The sequence below is a fragment of the Streptomyces sparsogenes genome (assembly GCF_001704635.1).
Lineage (GTDB): Bacteria > Actinomycetota > Actinomycetes > Streptomycetales > Streptomycetaceae > Streptomyces > Streptomyces sparsogenes.
The window spans coordinates 38,485-54,372 of the sequence record NZ_MAXF01000078.1 but is presented as its reverse complement, the minus strand read 5'-3'; the positions used below and the strand labels follow the sequence as shown (position 1 = coordinate 54,372).

13 protein-coding genes are annotated in these 15,888 nt (G+C 71.3%); 2 read left to right on the top strand and 11 right to left on the bottom strand.

Annotated features, from left to right (window positions below; all coding sequences use genetic code 11):
- Positions 1–578 (bottom strand): polyprenyl synthetase family protein (locus BBH68_RS15810; RefSeq protein ID WP_141713005.1); only part of this gene is annotated, 578 nt, incomplete at its 3' end.
- A 299-nt stretch (positions 579–877) separates the two neighbouring features.
- Between BBH68_RS15810 and fahA the strand changes: the two genes are divergently transcribed.
- Together fahA and BBH68_RS15800 are read left to right on the top strand one after the other, a co-directional pair.
- A complete protein-coding gene (gene fahA, locus BBH68_RS15805) occupies positions 878–2,107 on the top strand; it encodes a fumarylacetoacetase (RefSeq protein ID WP_065962872.1) in 1,230 nt (409 codons plus the stop codon).
- Between the two features lie 48 nt (positions 2,108–2,155).
- Entirely contained in the window at positions 2,156–2,653 is a 498-nt protein-coding gene (locus BBH68_RS15800) for a hypothetical protein (RefSeq protein ID WP_065962871.1), read from the top strand.
- An 85-nt stretch (positions 2,654–2,738) separates the two neighbouring features.
- Here BBH68_RS15800 and nuoN read toward each other — a convergent pair whose 3' ends face one another.
- Genes nuoN through nuoE form a run of 10 tightly spaced genes read right to left on the bottom strand, consistent with a single transcriptional unit; the run spans position 2,739 to position 15,879 of the window.
- Complete coding sequence (gene nuoN / locus BBH68_RS15795; protein WP_065962881.1) at positions 2,739–4,367, bottom strand: NADH-quinone oxidoreductase subunit NuoN; 1,629 nt, start codon at positions 4,365–4,367, stop codon at positions 2,739–2,741.
- A 20-nt stretch (positions 4,368–4,387) separates the two neighbouring features.
- Positions 4,388–6,037, bottom strand: coding sequence for an NADH-quinone oxidoreductase subunit M (locus tag BBH68_RS15790; protein WP_065962869.1), 1,650 nt, complete (start codon positions 6,035–6,037; stop codon positions 4,388–4,390).
- A 3-nt stretch (positions 6,038–6,040) separates the two neighbouring features.
- Positions 6,041–7,981 (bottom strand): NADH-quinone oxidoreductase subunit L, encoded by a 1,941-nt coding sequence (gene nuoL / locus BBH68_RS15785; protein WP_065962867.1) that lies wholly within the window; start codon positions 7,979–7,981, stop codon positions 6,041–6,043.
- A 15-nt stretch (positions 7,982–7,996) separates the two neighbouring features.
- Positions 7,997–8,296 carry an NADH-quinone oxidoreductase subunit NuoK gene (gene nuoK / locus BBH68_RS15780; RefSeq protein ID WP_065962866.1) on the bottom strand — a complete coding sequence of 100 codons (300 nt, stop codon included), beginning with the start codon at positions 8,294–8,296 and terminating at the stop codon, positions 7,997–7,999.
- Entirely contained in the window at positions 8,293–9,228 is a 936-nt protein-coding gene (locus tag BBH68_RS15775) for an NADH-quinone oxidoreductase subunit J (RefSeq protein ID WP_065962864.1), read from the bottom strand. The genes nuoK and BBH68_RS15775 overlap by 4 nt, the downstream gene beginning before the upstream one ends.
- Positions 9,225–9,842 carry an NADH-quinone oxidoreductase subunit NuoI gene (gene nuoI / locus BBH68_RS15770; RefSeq protein ID WP_104531311.1) on the bottom strand — a complete coding sequence of 206 codons (618 nt, stop codon included), beginning with the start codon at positions 9,840–9,842 and terminating at the stop codon, positions 9,225–9,227. The genes BBH68_RS15775 and nuoI overlap by 4 nt, the downstream gene beginning before the upstream one ends.
- Entirely contained in the window at positions 9,835–11,199 is a 1,365-nt protein-coding gene (gene nuoH / locus BBH68_RS15765; protein WP_065962861.1) for an NADH-quinone oxidoreductase subunit NuoH, read from the bottom strand. Before nuoH ends, nuoI begins: the two co-directional genes overlap by 8 nt.
- Positions 11,196–13,691 carry an NADH-quinone oxidoreductase subunit G gene (locus tag BBH68_RS15760; protein WP_065962859.1) on the bottom strand — a complete coding sequence of 832 codons (2,496 nt, stop codon included), beginning with the start codon at positions 13,689–13,691 and terminating at the stop codon, positions 11,196–11,198. The genes nuoH and BBH68_RS15760 overlap by 4 nt, the downstream gene beginning before the upstream one ends.
- Positions 13,688–15,070 (bottom strand): NADH-quinone oxidoreductase subunit NuoF, encoded by a 1,383-nt coding sequence (gene nuoF, locus BBH68_RS15755; RefSeq protein WP_065962858.1) that lies wholly within the window; start codon positions 15,068–15,070, stop codon positions 13,688–13,690. Before nuoF ends, BBH68_RS15760 begins: the two co-directional genes overlap by 4 nt.
- Positions 15,070–15,879 carry an NADH-quinone oxidoreductase subunit NuoE gene (gene nuoE / locus BBH68_RS15750; protein ID WP_065962878.1) on the bottom strand — a complete coding sequence of 270 codons (810 nt, stop codon included), beginning with the start codon at positions 15,877–15,879 and terminating at the stop codon, positions 15,070–15,072. Before nuoE ends, nuoF begins: the two co-directional genes overlap by 1 nt.
- Positions 15,880–15,888 lie beyond the last annotated feature (9 nt).

Here is a 15,888-nt window from a genome sequence, read left to right as displayed (position 1 = left end):
ATCGCGCCGAACCGCCCGGAGACCGCGACCAGCGAGCCGGTCTTCCCCGCGAGCACGTCCAGGTAGTGCTCGATCGGGTCACGGCCGCCCTTCGGCCCCGCCGTCTCCAGGATCTGCCCGGTCACCAGCCGCTCGAACGCCTCGGCCTGGATCCGCACCGCCTCGGGCCCCAGGTCGGCCAGGATGTGCGAGGCGCGCGCGAACAGGAAGTCGCCGGTGAGCACCGCCACCGAGTTGCCCCAGCGGGCGTTGGCGCTGGGCACGCCCCGGCGGACGTCCGCCTCGTCCATGACGTCGTCGTGGTAGAGCGTCGCCAGGTGCGTCAGCTCCACGACCACGGCCGAGGGCACCACCCCGGGCGCGTACGGGTCGCCGAACTGGGCGGCGAGCAGCACCAGCAGCGGCCGGAACCGCTTGCCACCCGCCCGCATGAGGTGCTGGGCGGCCTCGGTGATGAACGGCACGCCGCTTTTCGTGGCCTCCATCAGGCCTTCTTCGACGGCTGTCAGCCCGGCCTGGGTGTCGGCTTCCAGAGTCCGGTCCCGCACGCTCAGCCCGAAGGGCCCGACGACGCTCACGGGGTACTCCTGTCTGCCTGCGGTCACACGCAATGTCGATGTGTCGCTGTCTCCACTAAAGGCAGCGTATCCGGTCGGCTATCGATCACCATGGGCGCCTTCCCGCCTTGTGCGAGCTATCACTTCCCGCGCGCGGCCGACCGGCTCCCCACGACATTTTCCGCGATCACCCGCAGATCAATCCTGCTCACACCCCCGATCATCAGCAGATCGGCCTCCTCCCCCGGGGCTGCCGCCCCATAGGGTGTGGCCCGGCGACACCGGAACCCCCGGCGACGAGGAGAAGGCGAGGCAGCCCCATGCCGCGACAGAGCCCGCTCGACCTGCCCCACGACGACCCCTTCGGCCCGCACAACCTCCCCTATGGGGTCTTCACCACACCGGACGCCCCTGACCTGCGGAGAATCGGGGTGCGATACGGCAATCACGTCCTGGACGCGGGCGCGGCCGCGGCGGCCGCCGGCTCCCCGCACGCCGCGCTGCTCGGCCACCCGACCCTCAACCCGCTGATGGCCGCGGGCCGGCCGGTCTGGCAGGCGGTGCGAGCGGAGCTGCGCGCCTGGCTGACCGAGGAGGCGCGCCGACCGGCGGTCGAGCCCCTTCTGCACCCCCTCACCGCCGTCGCGCTCCATCTGCCCTTCGAGGTCGCCGACTACGTCGACTTCTATGCCAGCGAGCACCACGCCGCCAATGTGGGGAGGATGTTCCGCCCGGAGGGCGAACCGCTCACCCCCAACTGGAAGCACCTGCCCATCGGCTACCACGGGCGCGCGGGCACGGTCGTGGTCTCCGGCACGCCCATCGGGCGCCCCCGCGGCCAGCTGGGCTCTCCCTCCGGTCATGCGCTCCCCCCTTTCGGCCCCTCCCGCCGGCTCGACTTCGAGGCGGAGGTCGCCTTCGTCATCGGTGCCCCTTCACCTGTGAATACACCGGTGCCGCTCTCCGGGTTCCACGACCACGTCTTCGGCGTCTGCCTGCTCAACGACTGGTCCGCGCGCGACATCCAGAGCTGGGAGTACCGCCCGCTCGGCCCCTTCCTCGGGAAGTCCTTCGCCACGTCTGTGGCCGCCTGGGTCACCCCGCTGGACGCCCTCGCCGCCGCCCGCACCGGCCCGCCCGCCCGCGACGTCCCGCTCCTGCCCTACCTCGACGACTCCGCCGCCGAGCCGGGCGCCTTCGACCTGCGCATCGAGGTCGCCCTCAACGGCCACCCCATCGCGCACCCGCCCTTCGCGGCCATGTACTGGACGGCCGCCCAGCAGCTCGCGCACATGACGGTCAACGGCGCCTCGCTGCGCACCGGCGACCTGTTCGCCTCCGGCACGGTCAGCGGCCCCGAGCCGCAGCAGCGCGGCTGCCTGCTGGAGTTGACGTGGTCCGGCCGCGACCCGCTGCGCCTGCCCGACGGCGAGCGGACGTTCCTGGAGGACGGCGACGAGGTGACCCTCACCGCCTGGGCCCCGGGCCCCGGTAACAACCGTGTCGCGCTGGGCGAGGTGACCGGCCGTATCGCCCCGTCGGCGCGGTGAACGCTGTTAGGTTGTCGTGTTCCTGTCCCACGACCGAGGAGTAAGCGCGTGATCAAGGCAGTGCGCATCGCCGGTGCGGTGGCCGCGGCCGCCCTGCTGATGACCGGATGCGGCAGCGACAGCGACGACGGCGGCGACAAGCCGGAGGCGTCCAAGAAGGCTCCGTCGGCCGAGCAGTCGAGCGCCCCGGCGGAGGGGGGCGCGGGCGGCAAGGTGGCCGGCGCCTATGTGTCGAAGTCCGGCGGCGAGGCCCTCTTCCTGTCCATCAGCGGCGAGAAGGCCGCCCTGGTCGCGGGCAAGCACACCTGCACGGGCGAGTACGCCGAGATGGGCAACAAGATGCTGATGCTCGACTGCGCCGACGGCAACACCGACCGCACCATGGGCAAGGTGACTCCGAGCGCGGACGGCAAGACCCTCAAGGTCAGCTGGGACGCCGGCTTGAACGACACCTTCACCAAGGTGACCACCCCCGCCGACATCCCGACCGGCTTCCCGACCGACCTCCCCGGCCTGGAGAGCGTCGGCGGCGTCACCGGCGGCTGACCGACGGCCCTGAAACCCGACCGCCCGGCCCCCACGCGGGGACCGGGCGGACGGCCGCCGGGCGGCCGGGGCGGCGACGCGCGGCTCAGCGCACGAAGACGCCCGCCTGGCCGGCCAGGTCGAGGAAGTACTGCGGGGCGACGCCGAGCACGATCGTCACCACGACGCCGATGGCGATCGCCGCCGAGGTCAGCGGGGACGGCACGGCCACCGACGGCCCCTCCGTCCGCGGCTCGCTGAAGAACATCAGCACGATCACCCGGATGTAGAAGAACGCGGCGATCGCCGAGGAGATCACACCGATCACCACCAGCGCGCCCGCGCCCCCGTCCGCCGCCGCCTTGAAGACCGCGAACTTCCCGGCGAAACCACTCGTCAGGGGGATCCCGGCGAAGGCCAGCAGGAAGACCGCGAAGACCGCGGCCACCAGGGGCGAGCGTCGGCCGAGCCCGGCCCACTTGGACAGGTGCGTGGCCTCGCCGCCCGCGTCGCGCACCAGGGTGACCACGGAGAACGCGCCGAGGGTCACGAAGGAGTACGCGGCCAGGTAGAAGAGGACCGAGGAGATGCCGTCGGGGGTGGTGGCGATGACACCGGCCAGGATGAAGCCGGCGTGGGCGATCGAGGAGTACGCCAGCAGCCGCTTCACATCGGTCTGGGTGACCGCGACGATCGCGCCGCCCAGCATGGTGACGATCGCGACGCCCCACATCACCGGCCGCCAGTCCCAGCGCAGCCCCGGCAGGACCACATACAGCAGCCGCAGCAGCGCGCCGAACGCCGCGACCTTGGTCGCCGCCGCCATGAAGCCGGTCACCGGGGTCGGGGCGCCCTGGTAGACGTCCGGCGTCCACATGTGGAAGGGCACCGCGCCGATCTTGAACAGCAGGCCCATCAGCACCATCGCGCCGCCGATGAGCAGCAGCGCGTCATTGCCCATGGTCCCGGCGAGCGCCGGGGTGATGTCGCCGACCTGGCCGTCGACCACATCGGCGATCCCGGCGTAGGTGACGGTGCCCGCGTAGCCGTACAGGAGTGCGATCCCGAAGAGCAGGAAGGCGGACGAGAAGGCGCCGAGCAGGAAGTACTTGACCGCGGCCTCCTGCGAGAGCATGCGGTGCCGCCGGGCGAGCGCGCACAGCACGTACAGCGGGAGGGAGAAGACCTCCAGCGCCACGAAGAGGGTCAGCAGGTCGTTGGCGGCGGGGAAGACGAGCATGCCGCCGACCGCGAAGAGGACCAGCGGGAAGACCTCGGTGGTGGTGAAGCCCGCCTTCACAGCCGCCTGTTCGGCCTCGCCGCCCGGGACGGCGGCCGGCTGCGCGGCGAAGGAGTCGACGCGATTGCCGTGTGCCGCGGGGTCGAGCCGCCGCTCGGCGAAGGTGAAGACCGCGACCAGCGCGACCAGGAGGATCGTGCCCTCCAGGAAGAGCGCGGGCCCGTCCACCGCGATGGCGCCCATGGCCGCGATGCGCGCCTTGGTCGTGCCGTAGTCCCCGGCCGCCAGGCCCAGGACGGCGGCGAAGGCCGCGGCCAGGGCGACCACGGAGACGAAGAGCTGGGCCGCGTAGCGGTGGCGGCGCGGCAGCAGGGCCTCGATCAGCACCCCGACGATCGCCGCGCCGAGCACGATCAGGGTGGGCGCCAGCTGGCCGTACTCGATGTCCGGCGAGGGGATCTTGTCGGGCGAGACCGACGCCGTCGTCCACAGCATGTGGACAGTGGCCGCGTGGCTCACTTGGCACCTCCGGAAGCACCGTCGTGCGTCGGGCTGTAGCGGAACCAGCCCGCGTCAGTGACGGGGTGTTCGGGCTTGGGATCCTTCTTGTCCACCACGGACAGCGTGTGATCGACCGCCGGGTTGACGATGTCGGTCAGCGGTTTCGGGTAGACGCCGAGGAAGATCAGCAGCGCGATCAGCGGCGCCACCACCACCAGCTCGCGCACCTTCAGATCCGGCATCCCCCGCACCTCGGCCTTCACCGGCCCGGTCATGGTGCGCTGGTAGAGCACCAGGACGTACAGCGCGGCCAGCACGATGCCGACGGTGGCGATCACGCCGATCGCCGGATAGCGGCTGAAGGTGCCGACCAGGACCAGGAACTCACTGACGAAGGGCGCCAGGCCGGGCAGCGAGAGGGTGGCCAGACCGCCGATCAGGAAGGTGCCGGCCAGCACCGGGGCGACCTTCTGGACCCCGCCGTAGTCGGCGATGAGCCGCGACCCGCGCCGCGAGATCAGGAAGCCGGCCACCAGCATCAGCGCGGCGGTCGAGATCCCGTGGTTGACCATGTAGAGGGTGGCTCCGCCCTGGCCCTGCGTCGTCATGGCGAAGATGCCGAGGATGATGAAGCCGAAGTGGGAGATCGAGGCGTAGGCCACCAGCCGCTTGATGTCCCGCTGGCCGACCGCCAGCAGCGCCCCGTAGATGATGCTGATGAGGGCGAGGACGAGGATCGCCGGGGTGGCCCACTTGCTGGCCTCCGGGAAGAGCTGGAGGCAGAAGCGGAGCATCGCGAAGGTGCCGACCTTGTCGACCACGGCGGTGATCAGCACGGCGACGGGGGCGGTGGCCTCCCCCATCGCGTTGGGCAGCCAGGTGTGCAGCGGCCACAGCGGCGCCTTCACGGCGAAGGCGAAGAAGAAGCCGAGGAACAGCAGCCGCTCGGTGCCGGTCGCGAAGTCCAGCGTGCCGGCGGCCCGCGCGTCGGTGATCTGCTGCAGCGAGAAGGTGCCGGTGCCCAGGTCGTCGGCGGTGACCGCGTACAGCCCGACCACCGCGGCCAGCATGATCAGCCCGCCCGCCAGGTTGTAGAGCAGGAACTTGACGGCGGCGTACGAGCGCTGAGTGGCCGTCTCCTCCTCGGACCGCCCTCCTGCCCGGTCCCCGAAGCCGCCGATGAGGAAGTACATCGGGATCAGCATGGCTTCGAAGAAGATGTAGAAGAGGAAGACGTCGGTGGCCTCGAACGAGATCACCACCATCGCCTCGACCATCAGGATCAGCGCGAAGAAGCCCTGGGTGGGCCGCCAGCGGCGGTTGGGCCGGGCCTCCTCCAGCGGGTCGGCGTCATGCCAGCCGGCCAGGATGATGAAGGGGATCAGGACCGCGGTCAGCGCGATCAGCGCGACCGCGATGCCGTCCACGCCCAGCTCGTACCGCACCCCGAAGTCCTTGATCCAGGCGTGGGACTCGGTGAGCTGGTAGTGGGCGCCGTCCGGGTTGAACCGCACCAGCACGATCGCCGCCAGGACGAGCGTGGCCAGCGAGAAGCCCAGCGCCACCCACTTGGCGGCGGAGCGCTTGGCGGCGGGCACGGCGGCGGTGGCGACCGCGCCCAGCGCGGGCACCGCGGCCGTGACCGTCAGCAGGGGAAATGACATGACTCAGACCGCCCTCATCAGCAGGGTCGCGGCGATGAGCGCCGCCGTACCGGCGAACATCCCGACCGCGTACGAACGGGCGTAGCCGTTCTGGAGCTTGCGCAGCCGGCCGGAGAGCCCGCCGACCGAGGCCGCGGTGCCGTTGACCACGCCGTCGACCAGCTTGTGGTCGACGTAGACCAGGCCGCGGGTGAGGTACTGGCCGGGCTTGACGAGCACGACGTGGTTGAAGTCGTCCTGGAGCAGGTCGCGCCGCGCGGCCCGGGTGAGCAGGCTGCCGCGCGGGGCGGTGCGCGGGACGGGGCGGCGCCCGTACTGCGCCCAGGCGAGCCCGACGCCGACCAGCAGGACGACCATGGTCCCGGCGGTGACGGTGGCGGCGCCGATCGGGGAGTCTCCGTGGCTGTGGCTGGTGACGGGCTCCAGCCACTTCAGGAACGCGTCGTTGAGGCTGAACAGCCCGCCCGCGAACACCGATCCGAAGGCCAGCACGATCATCGGGATGGTCATGGACTTCGGCGACTCGTGGGGGTGCGGCTCGGCGTGCGCCCCGGCGGTCTCGGCGGCGGGCTCGGCGCTGGGCTCCTCCGGCGACGGGGTGGTGCCCCAGCGCTTCTCGCCGAAGAAGGTCAGCAGCATCACGCGGGTCATGTAGTACGCGGTGATGGCGGCGCCGAGCAGCGCCACGCCGCCCAGGATCCAGCCCTCCGTGCCTCCCTTGGCGAAGGCCGCCTCGATGATCTTGTCCTTGGACCAGAAGCCGGACAGGCCCGGGAAGCCGATGATCGCGAGATAGCCGAGCCCGAAGGTCACGAAGGTGACCGGCATGTACTTCCGCAGGCCCCCGTACTTGCGCATGTCGACCTCGTCGTTCATGGCGTGCATGACCGAGCCGGCGCCGAGGAAGAGCCCTGCCTTGAAGAAGCCGTGGGTGACCAGGTGCATGATCGCGAAGACATAGCCGATCGGGCCGAGCCCGGCCGCGAGGATCATGTAGCCGATCTGCGACATGGTCGAGCCGGCCAGGGCCTTCTTGATGTCGTCCTTGGCGCAACCGACGATCGCACCGAAGAGCAGGGTGACCGCGCCCACGGTGACCACCGCGGTCTGCGCGTCCGGCGCGGCGTTGAAGATCGCGCCCGAGCGGGTGATCAGATAGACGCCCGCGGTCACCATGGTGGCCGCGTGGATCAGGGCCGAGACCGGGGTCGGACCCTCCATGGCGTCCCCGAGCCAGGACTGGAGCGGCACCTGCGCCGACTTGCCGCAGGCGGCCAGGAGCAGCATCAGCCCGATGGCGGTGAGCTTGCCCTCGCTCGCGTCGGTCGCGTGGGAGAGCACCGGGGCGAAGGCGAACGTCCCGAAGGTGGTGAACATCAGCATGATGGCGATCGACAGGCCGACGTCGCCCACCCGGTTGACGATGAACGCCTTCTTGGCCGCCGTGGCCGCGCTGGGCTTGTGCTGCCAGAAGCCGATCAGCAGGTACGAGGCGAGGCCGACGCCCTCCCAGCCCACGTACAGCAGCAGGTAGTTGTCGGCGAGGACGAGCAGCAGCATCGCCGCGAGGAAGAGGTTGAGATAGCCGAAGAAGCGACGGCGGCGCTCGTCGTGCTCCATATAGCCGATCGAATAGATGTGGATCAGGCTGCCCACACCGGTGATCAGGAGCACGAAGGTCATCGACAGCTGGTCGAGCTGGAAGGCGACGTCCGCCCGGAAGCCGCCCACCGGGATCCAGCTGAAGAGGTGGCTGTGCAGGGCCCGGTCGTGCTCGTCCCGGCCGAGCATGTCGGCGAAGAGCACGGCCCCGATCACGAAGGAGGCGACCGCGAGCGCGGTGCCCAGCAAGTGGCCCTTGCCGTCCAGCCGCCGCCCCCCGCACAGCAGCAGGGCCGCGCCGAGCAGCGGGGCCGCGACGAGCAATCCGATGAGGTTCTCCACGTGAACGCGACCCTTCTAGAGCTTCATCAGGCTGGCGTCGTCGACCGAGGCCGAATGGCGGGAGCGGAAGACCGTCACGATGATCGCGAGACCGACCACGACTTCGGCGGCCGCGACGACCATCGTGAAGAAGGCGATGATCTGGCCGTCGAGATTGCCGTGCATCCGGGAGAAGGTGACGAACGCCAGGTTGCAGGCGTTCAGCATCAACTCGACGCACATGAACAGGACGATCGCGTTCCGCCGGATCAGCACGCCGGCCGCGCCGATGGTGAACAGCAGGGCCGACAGGTAGAGGTAGTTGACCGGATTCACTTGGCGACCCCCTTCGAGTCCTCCGGATGCCCGGCGCCGGCCGGATCGTCGCCCGGATCGCCGGCCTGGTCCGCGCCGCCCCCGCCCTCGCGGCGGTCGGCGCCCTTCGGGTCCTTCGCGCCCTTGCCACCCTTGGCGTCGCGCCCCAGCCAGCGCGCCGAACGCTGCTCCAGCGCGGCCAGATCGGCCAGCGCCTCCCCGGAGACGTCGCGGACCTGGCCGCGGCCGCGCAGCGTCGCGCTGACCGTGAGCTCGGAGGGCGTGCCGTCGGGCAGCAGGCCGGGGATGTCCACCGCGTTGTGCCGGGCGTAGACGCCGGGCGCGGGCAGCGGCGGGACCTGCTTGCCGCCGCGCACCCGCCGCTCGGACTGCTCGCGCTGGCTGAGCGCCCGCTCGGTGCGCTCGCGGTGGGTCAGCACCATCGCGCCGACCGCCGCGGTGATCAGCAGCGCGCCGGTGATCTCGAAGGCGAAGACGTACTTGGTGAAGATCAGGGCGGCCAGGCCCTCCACATTGCCGCCGGAGTTGGCCTGGCCGAGGCCGTTGAAGCTCTTCAGCGAGGCGTTGCCGATCCCGGCGCACAGCAGGATGCCGAAGCCGAGCCCGCACAGCGCGGCGAGCCAGCGCTGCCCCTTGAGCGTCTCCTTCAGCGAGTCGGCGGCGGTGACGCCGACCAGCATGACGACGAAGAGGAACAGCATCATGATCGCGCCGGTGTAGACGACGATCTGGACGACGCCCAGGAAGTACGCGCCGTTGGCGAGGTAGAAGATCGCCAGGACGATCATGGTGCCCGCCAGGCAGAGGGCGCTGTGCACGGCCTTGCGCATCAGGATCGTGCCCAGCGCGCCGATCACGGCCACGGTGGCGAGGATCCAGAACTGCACCGCCTCGCCGGTGGAGGTGGTGCTCGCGGCGGCGGCCAGCGTCATGACTGCACCCCCTTTTGCCGCAGCTCCTCGTCGCCCGCGACCGGCGCGGCCCCGCCCGGGGGGACCTCGCCCTTGCTGACCGCGACCTGGCGCTGCGTCCCGGGCGCGGCCTCGGTCACCAGACCGCGGTAGTAGTCCTGCTCGTCCATGCCGGGGTAGATCGCGTGCGGGGAGTCGACCATGCCCTCCTCAAGTCCCGCGAGCAGCTCCTCCTTGGTGTAGATGAGCGATTCGCGGGTCCGGTCGGCGAGCTCGTACTCATTGGTCATGGTCAGCGCCCGGGTGGGGCAGGCCTCGACGCACAGGCCGCACAGGATGCAGCGCAGATAGTTGATCTGGTAGACGCGGCCGTAGCGCTCGCCCGGGGAGTAGCGCTCCTCGTCCGTGTTGTCCGCGCCCTCGACATAGATCGCGTCCGCCGGGCAGGCCCACGCGCACAGCTCGCAGCCGACGCACTTCTCCAGCCCGTCCGGGTGGCGGTTGAGCTGGTGGCGTCCGTGGAAGCGGGGCGCGGTCGGCTTCTTCACCTCGGGGTACTGCTCGGTGAGCCGCTTCTTGAACATGGCCTTGAAGGTCACGCCGAAGCCGGCCACCGGGTTCTGGAAGTCAGACACCGTCGGCCTCCTTTCCGTCACTGACAGTGTCGGGCCCGCCACTGACAATCAGCTCGCGTTCATGTCGCGGGCGTCGGCGCGGTACGGGCGGCAGGGTCTGGCCGGGCAGCGGCGGCACCGGGAAGCCGCCGGCCATCGGGTCGAAGGCGGGCTCCGGGCCCTCCTCGGCCTCCGCGGAAGCCGCGGAGCGCGAAGCCTCGCGGTCGCGGAAGATGTCGACGACGAAGGACAGCAGCAGGAGCGCGAGGACCGCGCCGCCGACGTACAGCACGATGTCCTGGTAGTCGTAGTTCTCGTTGCGCAGCGCCCGCACGGTCGCGACCAGCATCAGCCAGACCATCGAGACCGGGATGAGCACCTTCCAGCCCAGCTTCATGAACTGGTCGTAGCGCACCCGCGGCAGCGTGCCGCGGATCCAGACGAAGGCGAACAGCAGCGAGAGCACCTTGCCGACGAACCAGAGCATCGGCCACCAGCCGTGGTTGGCCCCCGCCCAGAAGGTGCTGATCGGCCATGGCGCCCGCCAGCCGCCCAGGAAGAGGGTCACCGCGACCATCGAGACGGTGACCATGTTGATGTACTCGGCGAGCATGAACATCGCGAACTTGATCGACGAGTACTCGGTGTTGAAGCCGCCGACCAGGTCGCCCTCGGACTCCGGCATGTCGAAGGGGGCGCGGTTGGTCTCACCGACCATCGCGATGATGTAGATGATGAAGGAGACCGGCAGCAGCAGCGCGTACCAGCGGTCGTGCTGGGAGTTGACGATCTCGGAGGTCGACATCGACCCGGAGTAGAGGAAGACCGCCGCGAAGGACATGCCCATCGCGATCTCGTAGCTGATCATCTGGGCGCACGAGCGCAGACCGCCGAGGAGCGGATACGTCGAGCCGGACGACCAGCCCGCCAGCACGATGCCGTAGATGCCCACCGAGGCGGTGGCCAGGATGTAGAGGATCGCGATCGGCAGGTCGGTGAGCTGCATCGCGGTGCGGTGCCCGAAGATCGAGATCTCGTTTCCGGCGGGGCCGAACGGGATGACCGCGACCGCCATGAAGGCGGGGATGGCCGCGACGATCGGCGCCAGGACGTAGACCACCTTGTCCGCGCCCTTGACGACGATGTCCTCCTTGAGCATCAGCTTCACGCCGTCCGCGAGGGACTGCAGCATGCCCCAGGGGCCGTGCCGGTTGGGCCCGATGCGCAGCTGCATCCAGCCGACGACCTTGCGCTCCATGACGATGGAGATCAGCACGGTCACCATCAGGAAGGCGAAGCAGAAGACCACCTTGATCAGGACCAGCCACCAGGGGTCGTGGCCGAACATCGACAGGTCTTCCGCGGCGAGGTAGCTCATGCGGTCACCTCCGGTTCCGTCGCGACAGCGCCGATCTTGACCAGTTCACCGGGGTGGGCGCCCAGGTCGCGGTACGCGCCGCCGCCCGTGGAATTCAGCGGCAGCCAGACCACCCGGTCCGGCATCGCGGTCACCGCCAGGGGCAGCGTGACCGACCCGGCCGGGCCGCTGACCCGTACGGCCTCCCCGTCGCGCACCCCCGCCTCCGCCGCGGTCGCCGGCGACAGCCGGGCCACCGCCGCGTGCCGGGTGGCGGCCAGCGCCGGGTCGCCCTCCTGGAGCCGGCCCTGGTCCAGCAGCAGCCGGTGGCCCGCGAGCAGCGCCTCGCCCTCGCCGGGGCGGGGCAGCGGACCGCCGGTCTCCATCGGCCCGATGCCGCGCGACCCGCGCCAGGTGCCCAGCCGGGTCAGCTCGGCCCGTACGGCGTGGACGTCCGGCAGGTCGAGCGGCGCCTCCATGGCGTCGGCCAGCATGTGCAGCACGCGCGCGTCGGGAAGGACGTGCCGGCGGGTCATCTGGTCGGGCTTGATGGCCGCCTCGAACGGCCGGGCCCGCCCCTCCCAGTTGAGGAAGGTGCCCGACTTCTCGACGACCGCCGCGACCGGCAGCACCACGTCCGCGTGCGCCGTGACCTCGGTGGGCCGCTGCTCCAGGCTGACCAGGAAGCCGACCGACTCCAGGGCCGCGAGGGCCCGCGCCGGGTCGGGCAGATCGGCGATCTCGACGCCGGCGACCAGCAGCGCGCCGAGCTCGCCGCCCGCCGCGGCCTCGACGATTCCGGTGGTGTCGCGGCCAGCCCGGCCGGGCAGTCCGGCCACGCCCCAGGCGGTGGCGGTCTCCTCGCGGGCCCGCGGGTCGGCGACCGGCCGGCCGCCGGGCAGCAGCCCGGGCAGCGCGCCCGCCTCGATCGCGCCCCGCTCACCGGCCCGGCGCGGGATCCAGACCAGCGTGGCGCCGGTCGCGGCCGCGGCCCGTACGGCGGCGGTCAGCGCGCCCGGCACGGCCGCGAGACGCTCACCGGCGATGATCACCGCGCCCTCGGCGCGCAGCGCCTCGGCGGCCCGCTCCCCGTCGGCGTCCAGGCCGGTGCGGCCCGCGAGCGCGTCCAGCCACTCGGTCTCGGTGCCGGGGGCCGCGGGCAGCAGCGTGCCGCCCGCCTTCGTCAGGCCCCGGGTGGCGTGGGTGGCCAGGGCGAAGGTCCGCTGGCCGTGCTTGCGGTGGGCCTTGCGCAGCCGCAGGAAGACGCCGGGCGCCTCCTCCTCCGACTCGAAGCCGACCAGCAGGACGGCCGGGGCCTTCTCCAGCGCGGCGTATGTCAGCCCGCCGCCGTCCAGGTCGCGGCCCCGGCCCGCCACCTGGGTGGCCAGGAAGTCGGCCTCCTCGGCGCTGTGCGCCCGGGCCCGGAAGTCGATGTCGTTGGTGTCCAGGGCGACCCGAGCGAACTTGGCGTAGGCGTAGGCGTCCTCGACGGTGAGCCGGCCTCCGGTCAGCACACCCGCCCGGCCGCGGGCCGCGGCCAGGCCGCGCGCAGCCGCCTCCAGCGCCTCGGGCCAGCTCGCCGGCTCCAGCCCGCCCGTCTCCCGGTCGCGCACCAGCGGGGTGGTGAGCCGGTCGGGCAGCTGCGCGTAGCGGAAGCCGAAGCGCCCCTTGTCGCAGATCCACTCCTCGTTGACCTCGGGGTCGTCCGCCGCGAGCCGGCGCATGACCTTGCCGCGCCGGTGGTCGGTGCGGGTCGCGCAGCCGCCCGCGCAGTGCTCGCACACGCTGGGCGAGGACACCAGGTCGAAGGGGCGGGACCGGAAGCGGTAGGCGGCCGAGGTCAGCGCGCCCACCGGACAGATCTGGATGGTGTTGCCGGAGAAGTACGACTCGAACGGGTCGCCCTCGCCCGTGCCCACCTGCTGGAGGGCGCCGCGCTCCAGCAGCTCGATCATCGGGTCGCCCGCGACCTGGTTGGAGAAGCGGGTGCAGCGCGCGCACAGCACACACCGCTCGCGGTCCAGCAGCACCTGCGGGGAGATCGGCACCGGCTTGGCGAAGGTGCGCTTGCGGCCCTCGAAGCGGCTGTCCGCCTGCCCGGTGGACATGGCCTGGTTCTGCAGCGGGCACTCGCCGCCCTTGTCGCACACCGGGCAGTCCAGCGGGTGGTTGATCAGCAGCAGCTCCATCACCCCGCGCTGCGCCTTCTCGGCCACGGGCGAGGTGAGCTGGGTCCTGACCACCATTCCGTCGGTGCAGGTGATCGTGCAGGAGGCCATCGGCTTGCGCTGGCCCTCGACCTCGACGATGCACTGGCGGCAGGCGCCGGCCGGGTCCAGGAGCGGATGGTCGCAGAAGCGGGGGATCTCGATGCCGAGCAGCTCCGCCGCGCGGATCACCAAGGTCCCCTTGGGGACGGAGATCTCGATGCCGTCGATGGTGACGGAGACCAGATCCTCGCGCGGCACCGCCGCCTCTCCGCCTCCGGAGGGTGCATTGGTGGTCACGGTCATGCGTTCACCCCCAGGTGAGTGGAGCTCGGATCGTCGGCCCACACGGTGGACTTGGCGGGGTCGAAGGGGCACCCGCCGCCGGTGATGTGCTGCTGGTACTCCTCCTTGAAGTACTTGAGGGAGGAGAAGATGGGGCTGGCGGCGCCGTCGCCCAGCGCGCAGAAGGACTTGCCGTTGATGTTGTCGGCGATGTCGGCCAGCTTCTCCAGGTCCTCCATGCGGCCCTTGCCCGCCTCGATGTCGCGCAACAGCTGGACCAGCCAGTACGTGCCCTCGCGGCAGGGCGTGCACTTGCCGCAGGACTCGTGCGCGTAGAACTCGGTCCAGCGGGTCACCGCGCGCACCACGCAGGTCGTCTCGTCGAAGCACTGGAGCGCCTTGGTGCCGAGCATCGACCCGGCGGCGCCCACGCCCTCGTAGTCGAGCGGGACGTCCAGGTGCTCCTCGGTGAGCAGCGGCGTCGAAGAGCCGCCCGGCGTCCAGAACTTCAGCCGGTGGCCGGGCCGGATGCCGCCGCTCATGTCGAGCAGCTGCCGCAGGGTGATGCCCAGCGGGCCCTCGTACTGGCCGGGGTTGGCGACGTGCCCGGACAGCGAGTAGAGCGTGAAGCCCGGGGACTTCTCGCTGCCCATCGACCGGAACCATTCCTTGCCCTTGTGCAGGATGGCGGGAACCGACGCGATGGACTCGACGTTGTTGACGACAGTGGGGCACGCGTACAGACCCGCGACCGCCGGGAAGGGGGGCCGGAGCCGGGGCTGGCCGCGCCGCCCTTCCAGGGAGTCCAGCAGCGCGGTCTCCTCGCCGCAGATGTACGCGCCGGCGCCCGCGTGCACGGTGATGTCGAGATCCGGGAGGCCGTCCAGGCCGAGCTTCCGCCGGCGCGCGTCGCCCGTGCCGAGGTAGCCCGCCTCGTATGCCTCGCGTACGGCCTCGTGCAGCCGCCGCAGCACGGGCACGACCTCGCCGCGCAGATAGATGAAGGCGTGCTCGGAGCGGATGGCGTGACAGGCGATGATCATGCCCTCGATGAGGGCGTGCGGATTGGCGAAGAGGAGGGGGATGTCCTTGCAGGTGCCGGGCTCGGACTCGTCCGCGTTGACGACCAGGTAGTGCGGCTTGCCGTCGCCCTGCGGGATGAACTGCCACTTCATCCCGGTGGGGAAGCCCGCGCCGCCGCGGCCGCGCAGGCCCGCGTCCTTCACCAGCGCGATCACGTCGTCGGGCGGCATGGCGAGGGCCTTGCGCATGCCCTCGTAGCCCTCGTGCCGCAGATAGGTGTCCAGGGTCCAGGACTTCGGCTGGTCCCAGAACGACGACAGCACGGGTGCCAGCAGCTTCTCGGGGCTGGACTCGCCCCGCTCGACTGTCACGGTCATCACTCCCCCTCCTCGGCGACCGGACCGGACGGGTGGTGCGGGTCGGAGGCGGAGGTCCGCTGCGGCGCGTCATGGGAGCTCGGGTGCGCGGGCGCCTCCTCGTCCGACGGATAGTCGGCGGACCTGGGCGAGACGACCCGGCCGGGCGCCGCCTCCCCCTTGGCCAGCCGCAGCCCGACGAGCGAGGCCGGGCCGGCGCTGCCGCCCGCCTCCACCGCGCCCGGGCGCGGGTCGGGGAAGCCGGCGAGGATGCGCGCGGTCTCCTTGAAGGTGCACAGCGGCGCGCCACGGGTCGGCTCGACGGTGCGGCCCGCCCGCAGGTCGTCGACCATCCGCGTGGCGGAGTCCACCGTCTGGTTGTCGAAGAACTCCCAGTTGACCATCACCACGGGCGCGTAGTCGCAGGCCGCGTTGCACTCGATGTGCTCGAGGGTGATCTTGCCGTCCTCGGTGGTCTCGCCGTTGCCGACGCCCAGATGGCGCTGCAGGGCCTCGAAGATCGCGTCGCCGCCCATCACCGCGCACAGGGTGTTGGTGCACACCCCCACCTGGTAGTCGCCGGAGGGGCCGCGCCGGTACATCGTGTAGAAGGTGGCGACCGCGGTGACCTCGGCGGTGGTCAGGCCCAGCATCTCGGCGCAGAACCGGACGCCGGTGCGGGTGACATGGCCCTCCTCCGACTGCACCAGGTGCAGCAGCGGCAGCAGCGCGCTGCGGCTGTCGGGGTAGCGGGCGATCACCTCCCGGGCATCCGCCTCGAGCCGCGCCCGGACCTCGGCCGGGTAGTCGGGGGCGGGGAGCTGCGGCATCCCCAGCTG

Coding starts and splice junctions, on each gene's coding strand:
- fahA (WP_065962872.1), top strand. CDS start 878: ATGCCGCGACAGAGCCCGCTCGACCTGCCCCACGACGACCCCTTCGGC.
- nuoN (WP_065962881.1), bottom strand. CDS start 4,367: ATGCTGTGGACGACGGCGTCGGTCTCGCCCGACAAGATCCCCTCGCCG.
- BBH68_RS15790 (WP_065962869.1), bottom strand. CDS start 6,037: ATGTCATTTCCCCTGCTGACGGTCACGGCCGCGGTGCCCGCGCTGGGC.
- BBH68_RS15775 (WP_065962864.1), bottom strand. CDS start 9,228: ATGACGCTGGCCGCCGCCGCGAGCACCACCTCCACCGGCGAGGCGGTG.
- nuoH (WP_065962861.1), bottom strand. CDS start 11,199: ATGAGCTACCTCGCCGCGGAAGACCTGTCGATGTTCGGCCACGACCCC.
- BBH68_RS15760 (WP_065962859.1), bottom strand. CDS start 13,691: ATGACCGTGACCACCAATGCACCCTCCGGAGGCGGAGAGGCGGCGGTG.
- nuoF (WP_065962858.1), bottom strand. CDS start 15,070: ATGACCGTGACAGTCGAGCGGGGCGAGTCCAGCCCCGAGAAGCTGCTG.
- nuoE (WP_065962878.1), bottom strand. CDS start 15,879: ATGCCGCAGCTCCCCGCCCCCGACTACCCGGCCGAGGTCCGGGCGCGG.